We start from the raw sequence: 15,388 nt of genomic DNA on the forward strand, positions 1-15,388 counted from the left end.
GGCAGACGTCCTTTCGCGTGCGGAGCCTCCATGAAATTCAAGTCGATCCAGTTTTCCGTGGCGGCCCTTGCCGGCGCCATTGTCCTTAGTGTCGTGGCAGCGCTGGTGGTGTACGCGCTGTTTTCCGGCGCCCGGACGCAGGACATGGTCCAGGAACGGACCCAGGCCCAGTTCGAGCAAGTCATCGAACAACGCCTGACGTCACTGGCGCAGACCCAGGTCAGCCAGATTCAGCGTGAACTCGAAGCACCGCTGCTGATTGCCGGCGGCCTGGTGCGGGTCAACGCCCTGATCGGCACACCGGGTGCCGATGGCCAGCCTTCGTTGAGCCTGAGCCGTGAGCAAATGATCGGCCTGATCAAGGAAAACGTGGTCAAGAACCCGAAGATCCTCGGCACCTACATCGGCTGGGAAAAAGACGCACTGGACCACAACGATGCGGCCTACGTCGGTACCCAGGTGGTCGGCATCGACGCCAGCAACGGGCGCTTCCTGCCCTGGTGGTTCCGCAACGACGACGGCACCCTGGGCCTGGACAAACTGGTGGACGTCGATGACCAGAAAACCCTGTCCACCGGCGTGCGCGCCAGCGAGTACTACCTGTGCTCAAAGGAAACCGGAAAATCCTGCGTGATTGATCCTGCGCCTTATAAGGTGGGCGACAAAATCGTCATGCTCGCCTCCTTTATTGAGCCGATCATGCTCAACGGTACCTTCCAGGGCATCGTCGGCGCTGACCTGTCGGTGAACTTCATTCAGGAAATGCTCCTGGGCGCCAACCAGAAACTCTACAGCGGCGCCGGGGAAATGGCCCTGATCGGCGGCAATGGCCGCATCGTTGCCTACACCAAGGATCCGAGCAAATTCGGCGAAAAAGTCAGCGATATCCTCGACAGCAAGCAGATTGCCAACATGGCCAGTCTCAAGCGCGGCGAAGTCACCTACACCGTCGACAAGGCCCAGGGCCGGATCGAGTTGTACCTGCCGTTCGGCATCGGCCAGACCGATGCGCGCTGGACCCTGATGCTGCAATTGCCGCTGAACGCGGTCATGGCCGACCTGCTAAAACTCCAGGCCGACCTGGATGCGCAACGTAAATCCGACACCTTCGGCATGGCGATGGTCGGTCTGGTGATTGCCGGTATCGGTTTGCTGGTGATCTGGTTGGTGGGCCACGGCATCGCCCGTCCGCTCAAGCAAATGGTGACCATGCTCGACGATATCGCCCAGGGTGAAGGCGACCTGACCCGGCGCCTGACCAGCGACCGCGCCGATGAACTGGGTTCGATCGCCAAAGGATTCAACACCTTCCTGGCCAAGTTGCAGGCGATGATCACCCAGGTGGTGACGTCGGTGCAGAGCGTCAGCGATTCGTCGGAACACACCGCCGACATCGCCATCCGCACCAACACCGGCGTACACAAGCAAATGGCCGAGATCGATCAGGTGGCCACCGCCGTGCAGGAAATGACCGCCACCGCCCAGGACGTGGCGCGCAACGCGACCCAGGCTGCACAGGCCGCCAGCCATGCCGATCAAGCCGCCAGCCAGGGCATGCAGATCGTGCGCGACACCTCGAACTCGATTGGCGCCCTCGCCGTGGAGATCGGCCGGGCCGTCGGCGTGGTGCAGACCCTGGCCAAGGACAGCGAAAACATCAACGCCATCCTCACCGCCATTCGCGGGATCGCCGAGCAGACCAACCTGCTGGCCCTGAACGCAGCCATCGAAGCGGCCCGCGCCGGTGAACAGGGCCGGGGCTTTGCCGTGGTGGCCGACGAGGTGCGCAACCTGGCGCAGAAGACGCAAAAGGCCACCGAAGAAATCCAGGCCATGATCCAGCAACTGCAACAAGGCACGCGGGATGTGGTGCGAGTCATGGAGGACAGCCAGAACCGCACGGACGAAAGCGTACTGCACGCATCGAAGGCCGCCGAAGCACTGGAGACCATTACTCAGGCCGTGTCGGTGATCAACGACATGAACACCCAGATCGCCAGCGCGGCCGAGGAGCAAAGTGCGGTGGCGGACGATATCAACCGCAACGTGATCAACATCGGCCAGGTTGCCAATGAAGTGGCCGGCGGTGCGGATGAGTCGAGTGCGGCCAGTGCGGATTTGACCAAGCTGGCCGAGCAACAGCGGCGGTTGATCAATCAGTTCAGGGTTTGACCTTCAGGCCCTCTTCGCGAGCAAGCCCGCTCCCACAGGGGATTTGTGTACGCCACAGATCCAGTGTGGGAGCGGGCTTGCTCGCGAAAGGGCCAGCACTGCCACCAAAAAAACTCAACCCGGAGTGAGACACTCCGGCCCATTGAGCTTCGGATCATTCACCATGTTGGCCAGCACCCGTTCGCGCAACGCGGCAGGCTCACTGGCCAGCAAGGCTTGCAAAGCATGCAACGGCGTCTCGGGATCCAGCCACGCGGCCTGCCCCGCCTCATCAAGAATCAACGGCCGCCGCTGACTCGCCGCTGGCTGGGTAATCACGGCGGTACTCAGCCACACCTGCTCCTGTACCGGATACGCCTCCCAGATCGCCGCAAAAAACAATGACGAGCCCTCCCCCGGTGTCAGCCAGTACGGGCGCTTGCGCGTCGTGCCGCGCCATTCGTAGAAACCATTGGCCGGCAACAGGCAGCGGCGCTCGCGCAAGGCCTGGCGAAACATTGGCTGCTCGGCAACGGTTTCGGCGCGGGCGTGGGCCGGGGTGCGGGACAGATCGGTCAGCCAGGATGGCGTCAGCCCCCAGCGGGCGCGGGCAAGCGTGCGCTGACCGTCAGGCTCGGCCCGCAGCATCAATACCGAATCATTCGGGGAAATGTTCCACTGCGCCTTCTGGTCGACGGGAAAACCGGGCAGCGCAGCGAAGGCAGGGTTCCAGCGAAACAGGGCATAACGTCCACACATGGGGCAACACAGCTCTTGATCAAACGAACGCCAGCCTAACAGACCAGCGTGCCGGGAAAACTGTCCGGCTCATCGCCGGACAGCGGCAGCGCTGCATTGTACGCGGTGATCAGCTCGCGGGCGTATTCGGCCTGGTCGTTCTCGACCGACAGCCCGAGCAGGCCATAGATCGGCAACTCCCCGGAGCCGCCGAGCAAATCACGGCCCACCAGATGCGACTCGATACCCTCGCTGGCGAGCATGCCTTGCAGCAACTCGCCTTCCATCAGGTTTTCCGGATCGTAGATGCGCTGCATACACGCTCCTCATTCATTCTCACTGAACACCTCGAGATGCCATTCCTCTTCATGAACCTGCAACACGAAGGTTATCGGCCGGCAGCACACCTGACAGTCCTCGATGTAGGTCTGATCGCCACCGGACAAATCCAGAGTAGTCTCTACCTCCTCACCACAATACGGACATTCATACACTGCGTTTTCCAGCATCGCGGTCTCCCAGGTGACTTGTGCGTATAATCGCCGGTCTATTTGCAGGGCTATTTTGTCTGGCTACTTTTTCAGACCTTGCCCCGCCGGTTTTCGAACAAAACCTTTACTTACCCTAGCCGTTTCTAACAAGAGAGCATGATGGGCGAATTCGATGCCATCCGACCTTACGACGACAGCGAAGTCCCAGCGGTGCTGGACCGGCTGCTCGGCGACAAGGCGTTTCTAGATATCCTCACCCACTTCCGCTTCCCGCGTTTTGCCGGCGCTTTAGGCTGGGCGCTCAAACCTCTTATAGCCCATCGGCTGCGCCGTGAGTTTGCCGGCGTGACCTGCGTGGCCACGTTACAGGACAAAGTCGAGGTTTACGTCGACCACACCATCGAGCGCGCCACCGACGGCGTCACTTATACCGGGGTGGAGCAATTCAAGTCCGGCAGCGCCTACCTGTTTATCGCCAACCACCGCGATATCGTGATGGACCCGGCCTTCGTCAACTACGCCGTGTACCACGCCGGCCTGCCGACCCCGCGCATTGCCATTGGCGACAACCTGCTGCAAAAGCCTTTCGTCAGCGACCTGATGCGCCTGAACAAGAGCTTCATCGTGCACCGCTCGATCAGCGGTCGCCGGGAGAAAATGGCGGCCTATCAATTGCTGTCGGCGTATATCAACCATTCGATCCGCAACGATTGCGCCTCGATCTGGATCGCCCAGGCCGAGGGCCGCGCCAAGGACGGTGACGACCGTACCGAATCGGCGATCCTCAAGATGTTCCACATGAGCCGCAAGGACGAGCCGTTCGGCGAAGTCATTCAGTCGCTGAACCTGACCCCTGTGTCGATCAGCTACGAATACGACCCCTGCGACCAGGCCAAGGCCCGGGAGCTTTACATCCGCGCCACCACCGGTAGCTACACCAAGGTGCCGGGCGAGGATGACGTGAGCATCGCCAAGGGCATCACCGGCTACAAGGGCCGGGTGCATGTGAACTTTTCCGCGCCGATCACCGAACTGTTCGAAGACACCAAGCAATTGGCGGTCGAGATGGACAAGCAAATCCTCAGCGGCTATCGCTTGTTCCCGGTGCACTACCTGGCTTACGCGCAGTGGAAAGACGCTGATCCGCAGTTGCAGGTGCCAAAGGCCGCCGAGGTGTTCCCGGCCGAAGAACTGGCCAAGGCCCAGGAAGAATGGCAACGCCGCCTGGAAGCTTGCCCGCAAGAGCATCGTCCATACCTGGTGCTGCAATATGCAACGCCGGTGCGTAATCAGTACCGGGTGAAGGCAGGGTTGCCGCTGTAAGCGGGTTCGGCCAGTTGTGGCGAGGGGGCTTGTCGGAACGCCGCATCGCCCCGTTCGGCGGCGAAGCCGTCGTCAGCGCGATAGTCACGCCGTGTCAGGAGGAAAGCCTTGTAGGTTTTAGGGCTGCTTCGCAACCCAACGGGGGCAAGCCCCCTCGCCACAGGGATTACTTCAGTTTCAAACCTGCGTGCTGATCCACGACACCAGCAACGCCATCCCCATGCAGGCAAAACCGAAGATGTAGAAAAAGCGGTTCATGCGCAAGGTCGCCCAATCAAGCGTGGGTTCTACATTCGGACTGCTCTGGCGCTGCGCCTGCAAACTGGCCATTGCACGCAGTTCGCGGCGACGGGTGGCGTGCAGCAACCAGCCGCCCGGGAAGGCAAAGAGCAAGGCCAGCAGATTGATCAGTTTGGCGGGATGGGCGGTAAACAGTGTCATCAAGTGCAGCGACATCACGAACCTCAAGTCAAACAGGTAGCAGGTGCCGGACGGGCGACCGCGGCGCGGATTCTACCGAAAGCCTGCGCCCCTGCCCTCGGTTTCCGACAAATAACGAAGCTTTTGATCAATGGCTGTCCTGAGTCACGGCTTCGTCATCTGTATCGGCGAACATGCGCGTCCCGAAACCGACACGGATCACGTCATGCTTCACGCCGAAAACCAGGATCGTCTCTACCTCATCATCCCCAGCGAAGAACAGCAAGCCCTCGTCGGCAGCCTCGCCTTCAACGTTCAGGATCGCCACTGGCTGGTGTATTGCGCCTTGGGCGGGCATCAACATGCGGATTTGCCGGAAACGGACTTGCTGACGGGTGTGAGTGTGCTGGATTTTTACTCGCAGGCTGCCTGATTTCCTTGCCCCCTGTAGGAGCGAGCTTGCTCGCGATGGACTTGAGGACGCCGCGGGGGTATCAGATTTCCCGCGTAATCGTTAACGACCATCGCGAGCAGGCTCGCTCCTACAGGGGCTCGCATTACTCGCCGAGAATCTGACCTACGGTCGGGTCCTTGAACAGGCGGGTCAACGCATCGCTCAGCACATCACTGACCAGCTTGGTGTTGGTTTCCTGGTTTGGCGCCATGCCGAAGCGCTGGTCCAGGGACGAACCATAACGGCCGCTGTAGCGACGGTTGGCGTTCTGCACATCCGAGCGGAACGTCGCGCCGATGGTGGCTTCGGTCACGTACATGCCTTCCTTGGGCGACTGGTACTTCAATTCCGCCAGGGTCACGGTCAGTTGCGGCGCGTTCATGGCGTTGTTCGTCGGCGTAAAGCCCAGCAGACGCACGGCAGCTTCAGCCTGGGCCTGCAGCTTCGGCAGGATCTGCGCGCCCTGCACGGTGATCGCGCTGGTTTCCGGGTACAGGCCACCACGGGTGCCCAGCGTCGGCGACGGGCGACCGTCCACGACACGCACCACGACGGGCTGGCCATGGCCGACCGGGGCCAACTGGGCGGTCAGCTTGGGTTCCGGGCTCAGTTGTTGCGGGCTGTGGGCGCAGCCAACCAGGGTCAAACTGGTCACAGTGATCAAACCGAACAACAGGCGTTGCAACATGCTCTTCTCTCCAGAATCAGGCACAAACAGGCCGGCAGTATAGCGGTGCGCCACTGCGGGGAACCAGCGCCTCAGAGTGTTTGATGAAATCTCTGACAAACCCTGGGGATTGCAGTTCATGTCACACAGATGTCACCACTCCTACACTTGCACGTAATGGCCTACAGGCAATCTTCCTGGCAATCACCCACACGGTACTTCACCATGCGCCATCTGATCTCTCTGTTCGCGCCACGCCCGTTGCACCGTTGCTTCGCCCTGCTCGACCGCAACGGCCACTGCCAGGCCTTCAAGCAGTGCAGCTTGCAGCCCATGGGAGATGGCTGGGTTGAAATCGAGGAAATCCGCCTGAACTGGCTGAATCAGCCGCTGCCGGCCGGCGCCCGCGTCGTTTCGCAACCGTACCAGCCACGCTCGCGTGCACAGCAACTGCTGACAACCTGACCAAACACCTAATAAAAGTCATTAAACACGACCATTTCCCTGCGTTTCTTAGATACAATCTCCCCCCGATTATAAGGACGTCTCCTGATCGGGCCTCGCAGCATCGTCAATGCGCTTGTGTTGACACCCCGCACCGCCCACAGAGAGCCGCCCACACAGATCGAGTGAAGCTGGCGCGCTTGCTGTTTTGTTGAGCAAAACCTCCACTTTTCGCGAATCTGCAGAGCTGTCATTACGCTCGGTCACTGAGCTGTTTGCCCGTTTTGCCTGCCCTGTATCCCATGGCGGCAATCCATCCGGGCACGGTGCCAGGCTGGGACAGCCCTTTTTGAGGTTCACGTCTTCAAAAGAGCGTGAAAAAAACGGGTTTTCACAACTTCACAAGAGTGTGGCGAGCAAATGAATAGTTTTGCGTCTGAACATGCACCATTAGCGTCTACAACAGCCCAACGACACAGGACCGAGTATTCCTCGAACACCGGAGCCTGAAGCCTGTCCGCTACGGATTTGGTTGCACAAACGGATGTATCGACCATAAGTCGAATTGCCAGTCGCACGTTGAAATGAGTTCATATGACTCTTATTAGACCCGGCAGGTAGCGTCCGTCGAAGTTGCGATAAATTGCGAAGATTCGGACATGGCGATACTGCCATGGATACCCTGGGGCCACACTGACACGCCCTGGAACGCCTGGCAGCCATGCCGACAATTTGGTGCTGCAGATTTTGGAGACGCGTTAAATGGCGCATAACGAAGCAGTCGACGTAGTACTGGTTGGGGCCGGCATCATGAGTGCCACCCTTGCAGTGCTGCTCAAAGAGCTCGACCCCGCGATCAAGCTGGAAGTCGTCGAGCTGATGGATTCCGGTGCCGCGGAGAGTTCCAACCCCTGGAACAACGCCGGTACCGGTCACGCCGGGCTGTGTGAGCTCAACTACACGCCGCAGGCAGCCGATGGCGCCGTCGACATCAAGAAAGCCGTGCACATCAACACCCAGTTCGAGGTGTCGAAGCAATTCTGGTCGTACCTGACCAGGAAAGGCACGTTCGGCTCGTGCAAATCGTTTATCAGCCCGGTGCCACACCTGAGTTTCGTGCAGGGCGACAGCGGCGTTTCCTTCCTCAAGGAACGTTTCAAGGTGCTGAGCAAGCACCACGCTTTCGCCGACATGGAGTACACCGAAGACAAGGCGACAATGGCAGAGTGGATGCCATTGATGATGCCTGGGCGCGACCCCGGCGAAACCCTTGCCGCCACCCGCGTGATCAATGGTACCGACGTCAACTTCGGCGCCTTGACCAATCAGTTGCTCAAGCACCTGACCAGCGCACCCGATGCACAGGTCAAGTACTGCAAGCGCGTGACCGGCCTCAAGCGCAGCAACGGCGGCTGGACCGTCAGCATCAAGGACGTCAACAGCGGCAATACCCGTGAAGTCGACGCCAAATTCGTCTTCCTCGGCGCTGGCGGCGCGGCACTGCCACTGCTGCAAGCCTCGGGCATCGAAGAGAGCAAAGGCTTCGGCGGCTTCCCGATCAGCGGCCAGTGGCTGCGCTGTGACAACCCGGAAGTGGTCAAGCACCACCAGGCCAAGGTCTACAGCCAGGCTGCCGTAGGTTCACCGCCAATGTCCGTGCCGCACCTGGACACCCGCGTGGTCGATGGCAAGAAGTCCCTGCTGTTCGGACCGTACGCCGGCTTCACCACCAAGTTCCTCAAGCACGGCTCCTTCATGGACCTGCCGATGTCGGTTCGCGCCGGCAACATCGGTCCGATGCTGGCCGTGGCGAAAAACAACATGGACCTGACCAAGTACCTGGTCAGCGAAGTGATGCAGTCCATGGAGCAGCGCCTGGAGTCCCTGCGTCGCTTCTACCCGGAGGCGAAAGCCGAAGACTGGCGCCTGGAAGTGGCCGGACAACGGGTGCAGATCATCAAGAAAGACCCGAAAAAAGGCGGCATCCTGCAATTCGGTACCGAACTGGTCGCGGCCAAGGACGGTTCCCTGGCTGCACTGCTCGGTGCTTCGCCTGGTGCATCGGTGACTGTTTCGATCATGCTCGAGCTGATCGAGAAATGCTTCCCGAGCAAAGCCAAGGGCGAATGGGCTGGCAAACTGGCAGAAATCTTCCCGGCCCGGGAGAAAGTTCTGGAAACCGACGCTGCGCTGTATCGCAAGATCAGCACGCAGAACAACGTTGCCCTGGAACTGGTTGAAGCCAGCAGCGAGACCGAAAGCTACGCTTGATTGGGCCCCATGAAAAACGCCCCGTTCTCATTGAGAGCGGGGCGTTTTTTTATGTCTTTTGTAGGAGCCGGAATGCCGGCGCCTACAGGTAAGAGTCAGCCTCGAGCTTTTTCAATCAACTCGATGTAATCCGGTGCATTGCGCTGATCCTTGATCAAGGCAACAAAGTCATTGCCGTGCTCATCCTTGCCATTCACGTCGTAACCGGCTTCGACGAAGAACGTCAGGAAACGCTCGAAATCGTCGATGCGCAGACCACGGTAGGCCTTGACCAGTTTGTGCAGGGACGGAGAAGTCGCGTCGACCGGTTCGAAATCGAGGAACAACTTGATCTGCTCATCACCGATCTCGTCACCAATCACTTGTTTTTTATCTTTACGCATTGCCGACTCCAGCTCGCAGACATTTCACGGGGCGGGCAGTTTACCCCCGCGCAGGCACAGGGCTCAACGCACACGATTGCTGCCGGTATGCAGATCGGCCCAGACATGGCCATTGGCGTAGCTGAGAAACTGGCAATACACCGTGTCGTTGCGCAGCAAGTCGATCACCACCCGGTATTGCGCCAGCGGGTAATAGAGGGTCAGAGTCTTGCTCGGCTCGTCGTAAACCGGCTTCTTCAGGCTTTTGCTTTCACCATCGAAATTGACCAGTACCTGACTGATGGTAGCGCCCTTGTTCAGGGATTTGCCCTTGAGACGAATCAGCAACGGCGAAGTGACCGGAATCGGCTGTTGAGTGGATTGACGCTGAGCACCGACCACCACCGAATAATCGGTGACCTGCATCAGTTGCTGCTGCTCGGGATCAGCAGCGCGCAGAGTGAGATCGTCCGGCGGCAGGAATTGACTGTGCATGGGCGCCGGGGCCGCGGCAAGTGGCAGGCTGAAGGTCAGCAACAAGGCGGCGCAGCTGCGGATAAAAGGGTTCATGGCAGGCTCCGGAATCGGGGCCGGGCACTCTAGCATGGGCGAGCGGACGTGGGGCTGTGAACACGACACCCTGTGGGAGCGGGCTTGCTCGCGAAAGCGGTGTGTCAGTCGCCTTGATGTTGACTGACACTCCCTCTTCGCGAGCAAGCCCGCTCCCACAGGAAGAAAATCAATCGAACTGCGCGTGCATCCAGGCCTGATACTCGGCAACACCAGGCTCGCCTTCGCGCGGAGCCCAGTGCGCCAGTTCGCCTTCACCGACCGGACGGTAAGGACCGGCCTTGCATTCGAACATCAGGCTGTCGGCCTCCAGCACCACCAGACCGTGGAACACACCGGTTGGCAGGTCCACGCCAACACAGTCGCCACCGGCCTCGAGCACGGTCTTGCTCAGCACCATGCCGGTCTCGTCAAAGATCAGCACGCCCAGCCGTCCCTTGAGGACCAACAGGGTTTCGGCCTTGTTGTCACCCAAGTGCCGGTGAGGCGGGATATAGGTGGACGGCTGCAGCCCCACCGCCATGCGATGGCAAGCGTCTTCCATCTGATGAAAATTGTGATGCTGGCGCCCGCGAGGATTGGCCGCGGCTTTCCCGGCCAGCTCGGCGAACAAGGTCTGATCCAGAAAACGCGGCGTATCCATGTCTTACATTCCTTTAACGGCGAAAATCCCGTTGGCGTTACGCCAGTAGCCTTTGTAGTCCATACCGTAACCGAAGATGTAGCGGTCAACGCACGGCAGACCGACGAAATCGGCCTTGAGGTCCGGACGGGCCTTGCGGTCGTGGTCTTTATCGATCAGCACGGCGGTGTGCACTTTACGTGCGCCAGCGTGCTTACAGAAGTCGATGATCGCGCCCAGGGTGTGACCTTCGTCGAGGATGTCGTCGATGATCAACACATCACGGTCGATGAAGGAAACTTCCGGCTTGGCCTTCCAGAACAGGTCGCCGCCGCTGGTTTCGTTGCGATAACGGGTAGCGTGCAGGTAGGACGCTTCCAGCGGGAAGTGCAGATAGGTCAGCAGCTTGCCGGAGAAAATCAGCCCGCCGTTCATCACGCAGAACACCACCGGGTTGGAATCCGCCAGTTGATCGTTGATTTGTGCACCGACGCGGGCGATGGCCGCCTCGACTTCAGCTTCGGTGTACAGGCAGTCAGCCTCTCGCATGATTTGACGGATATGCTCGAGATCAGCAGACATGGTGCTCTCCAGGGGGATGGCGGATTCAGGAAAAGCGGGCAAAGGTACGCATCAAGCGAGGCCAGATCAAGCGTTTGTGGACTAACGTACTGTATGTCTATAGGACAACACCCTCGGATAGATTAATCTAGGCCGGTTTTTTTGCCCGCCGCCGGAGCCTTTCCCCATGCCCATCCATGAGATCCGCCACCCGCTGATCCGTCATAAACTTGGCCTAATGCGCCGCGCAGACATCAGCACCAAGAATTTCCGTGAGCTCGCTCAGGAAGTCGGTGCCCTGTTGACCTATGAAGCCACCAAAGACCTGCCGCTGGAATCCTACGATATCGATGGCTGGTGCGGCACTGTGTCGGTCGAGAAAATCGCCGGCAAGAAAATTACCGTGGTGCCGATCCTGCGCGCCGGCATCGGCATGCTCGAAGGCGTGCTCAGCCTGATCCCGGGCGCCAAAGTCAGCGCCGTGGGTGTGGCCCGCAACGAGGAAACCCTCGAGGCCCACACCTACCTCGAGAAGCTGGTGCCGGAAATCGACGAACGCCTGGCCATGATCATCGACCCGATGCTCGCCACCGGCGGCTCGATGGTTGCAACCATCGACCTGCTGAAAAAAGCCGGTTGCAAGGACATCCGTGCCATGGTGCTGGTCGCTGCGCCAGAAGGCATCGCCGTGGTCGAGAAGGCTCACCCGGACGTGATCATCTATACCGCGTCCATTGATCAAAAACTGAACGAACACGGCTACATCATCCCGGGGCTGGGCGATGCCGGTGACAAGATCTTCGGCACCAAGCAGAAGGACGCGTGACCATGCAGCAAGAGTTCAACGATCCGCTCTGGCGCACGGTGCTGTCGGGTGCACAGATGCTGTTCGTGGCCTTCGGCGCCCTGGTGTTGATGCCGCTGATCACCGGTCTCGACCCGAACGTGGCGTTGTTCACGGCCGGCCTGGGGACGATCCTGTTCCAGATCGTCACCGGGCGCCAGGTGCCGGTGTTCCTGGCATCAAGCTTTGCCTTCATTACCCCGATCATTCTCGCCAAGGGCCAGTTCGGTCTGGCCGCGACCATGGGCGGCGTGATGGCGGCGGGTTTCGTCTATACCTTCCTCGGCCTCGCAGTGAAAATCAAAGGCACCGGTTTCATCGACCGCCTGCTGCCGCCAGTGGTGATCGGGCCGGTGATCATTTCGATTGGCCTGGCAATGGCACCGATCGCCGCCAACATGGCCATGGGCAAGGCCGGTGACGGCAGTGAATTGATTCATTACCAGACGGCGATGATGATCTCGATGCCTGCACTGCTGACCACGCTGATCGTTGCGGTTTTCGGCAAGGGCATCTTCCGCCTGGTGCCGATCATCTCCGGCGTGCTGGTGGGCTTTGGCATGTCGTTCTACTTCGGCGTGGTCGATACCGCGAAGATCGCTGCGGCACCCTGGTTCGCCATCCCGCACTTCACCGCGCCGGAATTCAACTGGCAGGCGATCCTGTTCATCGTTCCGGTGGCTTTGGCCCCGGCCATCGAACACATCGGCGGTGTGATTGCCGTGGGTAGCGTGACCGGTCGCGATTACCTGAAGAAGCCCGGCCTGCACCGCACCCTGCTCGGCGACGGCATTGCCACCACGGCGGCCGGTCTGTTTGGCGGCCCGCCCAACACCACCTACGCCGAAGTGACCGGCGCGGTCATGCTGACCAAAAACTACAACCCGAAAATCATGACCTGGGCGGCGATCTTCGCCATCAGCCTGGCGTTCATCGGCAAGTTCGGTGCGCTGCTGCAAAGCATTCCGGTGCCGGTGATGGGCGGGATTCTGTGCCTGCTGTTCGGTTCGATCGCCGCGGTGGGGATGAACACACTGATCCGCCACAAGATCGATCTGGGCGAGGCGCGCAATCTGGTGATTGTGTCGGTGACCCTCGTGTTCGGGATCGGCGGTGTACTGATCGGCACCGGCACGGGGCCGGACGACTTCGGCCTCAAAGGCATCGCACTATGCGCGGTGGTGGCGATTGGCTTGAACCTGATCCTGCCGGGCAATGACAGCTGGAAGCACAAGAAGGCGAATGAGCCGTTGCTGTAATGCTTCAAGAGCTTTGTTGTTAATGAAATAGCTTTCGCGAGCAGGCTCGCTCCCACAGTCTGGAATGCATTCCCCTGTGGGAGCGAGCCTGCTCGCGAAGCTTTTAAAGCGCCAACGGCGCGCGCTCGCACAACGCACTCAACGCCCGCGCCCAATGCGGGTCATCGTTGAGGCACGGCACCAGCACCAACTCCTCTCCCCCCGCCTCGCGGAATTGCTCCTTGCCGCGATCACCAATCTCTTCCAGGGTCTCGATGCAATCGGCAACGAACGCCGGGCACATCACCAGAATCTTTTTCACGCCGCTTTTGGCCAACTCATCGAGGCGCGCCTCGGTGTAGGGTTCGATCCATTTGGCGCGTCCCAGGCGCGACTGGAATGACACCGACCACTTGCCGTCCGGCAAGCCCATGCGCTTGGCAAACTCCGATGCCGTACGCAGGCATTGCGCGCGATAGCAGGTGGCCAAAACTACTGGCGATGCGTTCTTGCAGCAATCCTCATTCTTGAAGCAATGCTTGCCCGTCGGATCAAGCTTGGTCAGATGCCGCTCCGGCAATCCGTGAAAGCTCAGCAACAAGTGATCGTAATCCTGCTGCAAATGAGGCCGCGCGCTGGCGACCAAGGCGTCGAGGTACTCCGGTTGATCATAAAACGGCTGAAGAATCGACAGTTGCAGGTCGAGTCCTTTTTCGCGCAGCACGCGCTTGGCTTCTTCAATCACCGTGGTGGTGGTGCTGTCGGCGAACTGTGGATAAAGCGGCGCCAGGGTTATCCGCTTGTGCCCCGCCGCAGCCATGCGCACCAGCGTCGACTCGATCGATGGCTCGCCGTAACGCATCGCCAGCTCGACCGGGCCATGTTGCCATTGGGCAGTCATGGCTTGTTGCAGGCGACGGCTGAGCACCACCAGCGGCGAGCCTTCTTCCCACCAGATCGAAGCATAGGCATGGGCCGATTGCTCGGGACGCTTGATCAGGATCAGCGACACCAGCAGGCGCCGCACCGGCCATGGCAGGTCGATCACGTACGGGTCCATCAGAAATTGATTGAGGTAGCTGCGCACATCCGCCACCGAGGTGGAGGCAGGTGAACCCAGGTTGACCAGAAGCAACGCGTGATCGGTCATGCAACATCCTATTTCAAAGGCGAGCGGACAAATCATCCAGAGCCGCACGCAAATCCGTGAACTGAAAAGTGAAACCCGCCTGTAACAAACGAACCGGCGTGGCCCGTTGACCGCCCAGCAACAGCAAGGACAACTCGCCCAGCGCGATCTTCAATGCGAAGGCCGGCATCGGCATGAATGCCGGGCGATGCAGTACGTTGCCCAACGTCTTGGCAAACTCGCGGTTGCGCACTGGTTTGGGTGCGCACGCATTATAGGGACCGCTGGCCTCGTTGCGATGCAGAAGAAAATCAATCAGAGCGATTTGATCGTCGATATGAATCCATGGCATCCATTGCCGGCCGTTGCCAATCGGCCCCCCCAGCCCCAGCTTGAAGGGCAGTAACAGCCGCGACAAAAAGCCGCCCTCGGCCGACAGCACCAACCCGGTTCGAATGAGGATGACGCGGATGCCCAGCGCTTCAGCCCGTTGCGCGGTCTCTTCCCAGGCGATGCATAACTGGCTGGCGAAGTCTTCGCTGACCGGCCCCGAATCCTCGGTCAGTTCGCGTTCGCCACCGTCGCCATACCAGCCGACAGCCGAACCGGAAATCAACACCCGGGGTTTCTGCTCGCGACTCTCAAGCCACGCCAGCAGGGTTTCAGTCAGCGTGATCCGACTGCTCCACAACATGGCTTTACGCTTGTGCGTCCAGGGTCGGTCGGCAATCGGCGCACCGGCCAGATTGACGATCGCATCCACCGGTTCCTGCCCCAGATCCTCCAACCGGGCAATTCCACGCACTTGGGCACCACATGTTTTCGCGACTATTTCAGGCTTGCGACTCCAGACTGTCAGGCGATGGCCCTGCCCGGACCAGTGCCGGCAGAGCTGACGTCCTATCAAACCAGTACCGCCGGTCAGCAATATGTGCATGACTTCTTCCTCGCGTGGCGTTTTACCCTGTCCACTAGTCTATTTTTATAAGCAGGGATCTTTGGTATCGAGCAGGCTCTATGTTTAACAATAGGCCAAGCTGTCAGAACGAGAACGCTAAAAGTTATACCAAAAAACAATATTGTACAGGTTTGAACCCCGGCGT

18 protein-coding genes are annotated in these 15,388 nt (G+C 59.8%); 7 read left to right on the forward strand and 11 right to left on the reverse strand.

Annotation, left to right across the window (positions count from 1 at the left end; translation table 11 throughout):
* Window positions 1–30 precede the first annotated feature (30 nt).
* A complete protein-coding gene (locus PPUTUW4_RS23050; RefSeq protein ID WP_015096798.1) occupies window positions 31–2,172 on the forward strand; it encodes a methyl-accepting chemotaxis protein in 2,142 nt (713 codons plus the stop codon).
* A 114-nt stretch (window positions 2,173–2,286) separates the two neighbouring features.
* Here PPUTUW4_RS23050 and PPUTUW4_RS23055 read toward each other — a convergent pair whose 3' ends face one another.
* From PPUTUW4_RS23055 to PPUTUW4_RS23065, 3 genes are read right to left on the reverse strand one after another with little or no spacing between them, the layout of a single operon-like run.
* Window positions 2,287–2,910: an SOS response-associated peptidase gene (locus PPUTUW4_RS23055; RefSeq protein WP_015096799.1), complete on the reverse strand. Its 624-nt coding sequence runs from the start codon at window positions 2,908–2,910 to the stop codon at window positions 2,287–2,289.
* A 35-nt stretch (window positions 2,911–2,945) separates the two neighbouring features.
* Entirely contained in the window at window positions 2,946–3,206 is a 261-nt protein-coding gene (locus PPUTUW4_RS23060; RefSeq protein ID WP_015096800.1) for a DUF2007 domain-containing protein, read from the reverse strand.
* A 9-nt stretch (window positions 3,207–3,215) separates the two neighbouring features.
* Window positions 3,216–3,398, reverse strand: coding sequence for a CPXCG motif-containing cysteine-rich protein (locus PPUTUW4_RS23065; protein WP_008045984.1), 183 nt, complete (start codon window positions 3,396–3,398; stop codon window positions 3,216–3,218).
* A 138-nt stretch (window positions 3,399–3,536) separates the two neighbouring features.
* Here PPUTUW4_RS23065 and PPUTUW4_RS23070 point away from each other — a divergent pair, with 138 nt between their 5' ends.
* Complete coding sequence (locus tag PPUTUW4_RS23070; protein ID WP_015096801.1) at window positions 3,537–4,703, forward strand: 1-acyl-sn-glycerol-3-phosphate acyltransferase; 1,167 nt, start codon at window positions 3,537–3,539, stop codon at window positions 4,701–4,703.
* Window positions 4,704–4,880: 177 nt separating this feature from the next.
* Here PPUTUW4_RS23070 and PPUTUW4_RS23075 read toward each other — a convergent pair whose 3' ends face one another.
* Window positions 4,881–5,159, reverse strand: coding sequence for a hypothetical protein (locus PPUTUW4_RS23075; RefSeq protein WP_007979321.1), 279 nt, complete (start codon window positions 5,157–5,159; stop codon window positions 4,881–4,883).
* A 190-nt stretch (window positions 5,160–5,349) separates the two neighbouring features.
* Here PPUTUW4_RS23075 and PPUTUW4_RS23080 point away from each other — a divergent pair, with 190 nt between their 5' ends.
* Window positions 5,350–5,556: a hypothetical protein gene (locus tag PPUTUW4_RS23080; RefSeq protein ID WP_015096802.1), complete on the forward strand. Its 207-nt coding sequence runs from the start codon at window positions 5,350–5,352 to the stop codon at window positions 5,554–5,556.
* A gap of 124 nt (window positions 5,557–5,680) precedes the next feature.
* On the opposite strand, the gene PPUTUW4_RS23085 is transcribed toward PPUTUW4_RS23080, so the two are convergent.
* Complete coding sequence (locus PPUTUW4_RS23085; protein ID WP_007973847.1) at window positions 5,681–6,265, reverse strand: YajG family lipoprotein; 585 nt, start codon at window positions 6,263–6,265, stop codon at window positions 5,681–5,683.
* Between the two features lie 204 nt (window positions 6,266–6,469).
* Between PPUTUW4_RS23085 and PPUTUW4_RS23090 the strand changes: the two genes are divergently transcribed.
* Together PPUTUW4_RS23090 and mqo are read left to right on the forward strand one after the other, a co-directional pair.
* Entirely contained in the window at window positions 6,470–6,709 is a 240-nt protein-coding gene (locus PPUTUW4_RS23090; protein ID WP_015096803.1) for a hypothetical protein, read from the forward strand.
* Window positions 6,710–7,450: 741 nt separating this feature from the next.
* Window positions 7,451–8,959: a malate dehydrogenase (quinone) gene (gene mqo / locus PPUTUW4_RS23095; protein WP_015096804.1), complete on the forward strand. Its 1,509-nt coding sequence runs from the start codon at window positions 7,451–7,453 to the stop codon at window positions 8,957–8,959.
* Between the two features lie 95 nt (window positions 8,960–9,054).
* Here mqo and PPUTUW4_RS23100 read toward each other — a convergent pair whose 3' ends face one another.
* The 4 genes from PPUTUW4_RS23100 to PPUTUW4_RS23115 all read right to left on the reverse strand — a co-directional run bounded on the left by PPUTUW4_RS23100 (window position 9,055) and on the right by PPUTUW4_RS23115 (window position 11,095).
* Window positions 9,055–9,342, reverse strand: coding sequence for a PA4642 family protein (locus PPUTUW4_RS23100; RefSeq protein ID WP_015096805.1), 288 nt, complete (start codon window positions 9,340–9,342; stop codon window positions 9,055–9,057).
* A 63-nt stretch (window positions 9,343–9,405) separates the two neighbouring features.
* Window positions 9,406–9,891, reverse strand: coding sequence for a hypothetical protein (locus PPUTUW4_RS23105; RefSeq protein ID WP_015096806.1), 486 nt, complete (start codon window positions 9,889–9,891; stop codon window positions 9,406–9,408).
* A gap of 169 nt (window positions 9,892–10,060) precedes the next feature.
* Window positions 10,061–10,534: a WbuC family cupin fold metalloprotein gene (locus PPUTUW4_RS23110; RefSeq protein WP_015096807.1), complete on the reverse strand. Its 474-nt coding sequence runs from the start codon at window positions 10,532–10,534 to the stop codon at window positions 10,061–10,063.
* A 3-nt stretch (window positions 10,535–10,537) separates the two neighbouring features.
* The gene (locus PPUTUW4_RS23115) at window positions 10,538–11,095 is read right to left on the reverse strand and encodes a hypoxanthine-guanine phosphoribosyltransferase (RefSeq protein ID WP_007973854.1); all 558 of its coding nucleotides are present in this window, start codon (window positions 11,093–11,095) and stop codon (window positions 10,538–10,540) included.
* A gap of 166 nt (window positions 11,096–11,261) precedes the next feature.
* On the opposite strand from PPUTUW4_RS23115, the gene upp reads away from it, so the two are divergent.
* Together upp and PPUTUW4_RS23125 are read left to right on the forward strand one after the other, a co-directional pair.
* Window positions 11,262–11,900 (forward strand): uracil phosphoribosyltransferase, encoded by a 639-nt coding sequence (gene upp / locus PPUTUW4_RS23120; protein WP_007973856.1) that lies wholly within the window; start codon window positions 11,262–11,264, stop codon window positions 11,898–11,900.
* A gap of 2 nt (window positions 11,901–11,902) precedes the next feature.
* A complete protein-coding gene (locus PPUTUW4_RS23125) occupies window positions 11,903–13,177 on the forward strand; it encodes a uracil-xanthine permease family protein (protein ID WP_007973857.1) in 1,275 nt (424 codons plus the stop codon).
* A 103-nt stretch (window positions 13,178–13,280) separates the two neighbouring features.
* On the opposite strand, the gene hemH is transcribed toward PPUTUW4_RS23125, so the two are convergent.
* Complete coding sequence (hemH, locus tag PPUTUW4_RS23130; RefSeq protein WP_015096808.1) at window positions 13,281–14,306, reverse strand: ferrochelatase; 1,026 nt, start codon at window positions 14,304–14,306, stop codon at window positions 13,281–13,283.
* 13 nt (window positions 14,307–14,319) lie between these two features.
* Entirely contained in the window at window positions 14,320–15,222 is a 903-nt protein-coding gene (locus PPUTUW4_RS23135) for a TIGR01777 family oxidoreductase (protein ID WP_015096809.1), read from the reverse strand.
* Window positions 15,223–15,388 lie beyond the last annotated feature (166 nt).

Source organism: Pseudomonas sp. UW4, from assembly GCF_000316175.1.
GTDB classification, from domain to species: domain Bacteria; phylum Pseudomonadota; class Gammaproteobacteria; order Pseudomonadales; family Pseudomonadaceae; genus Aquipseudomonas; species Aquipseudomonas laurylsulfatiphila.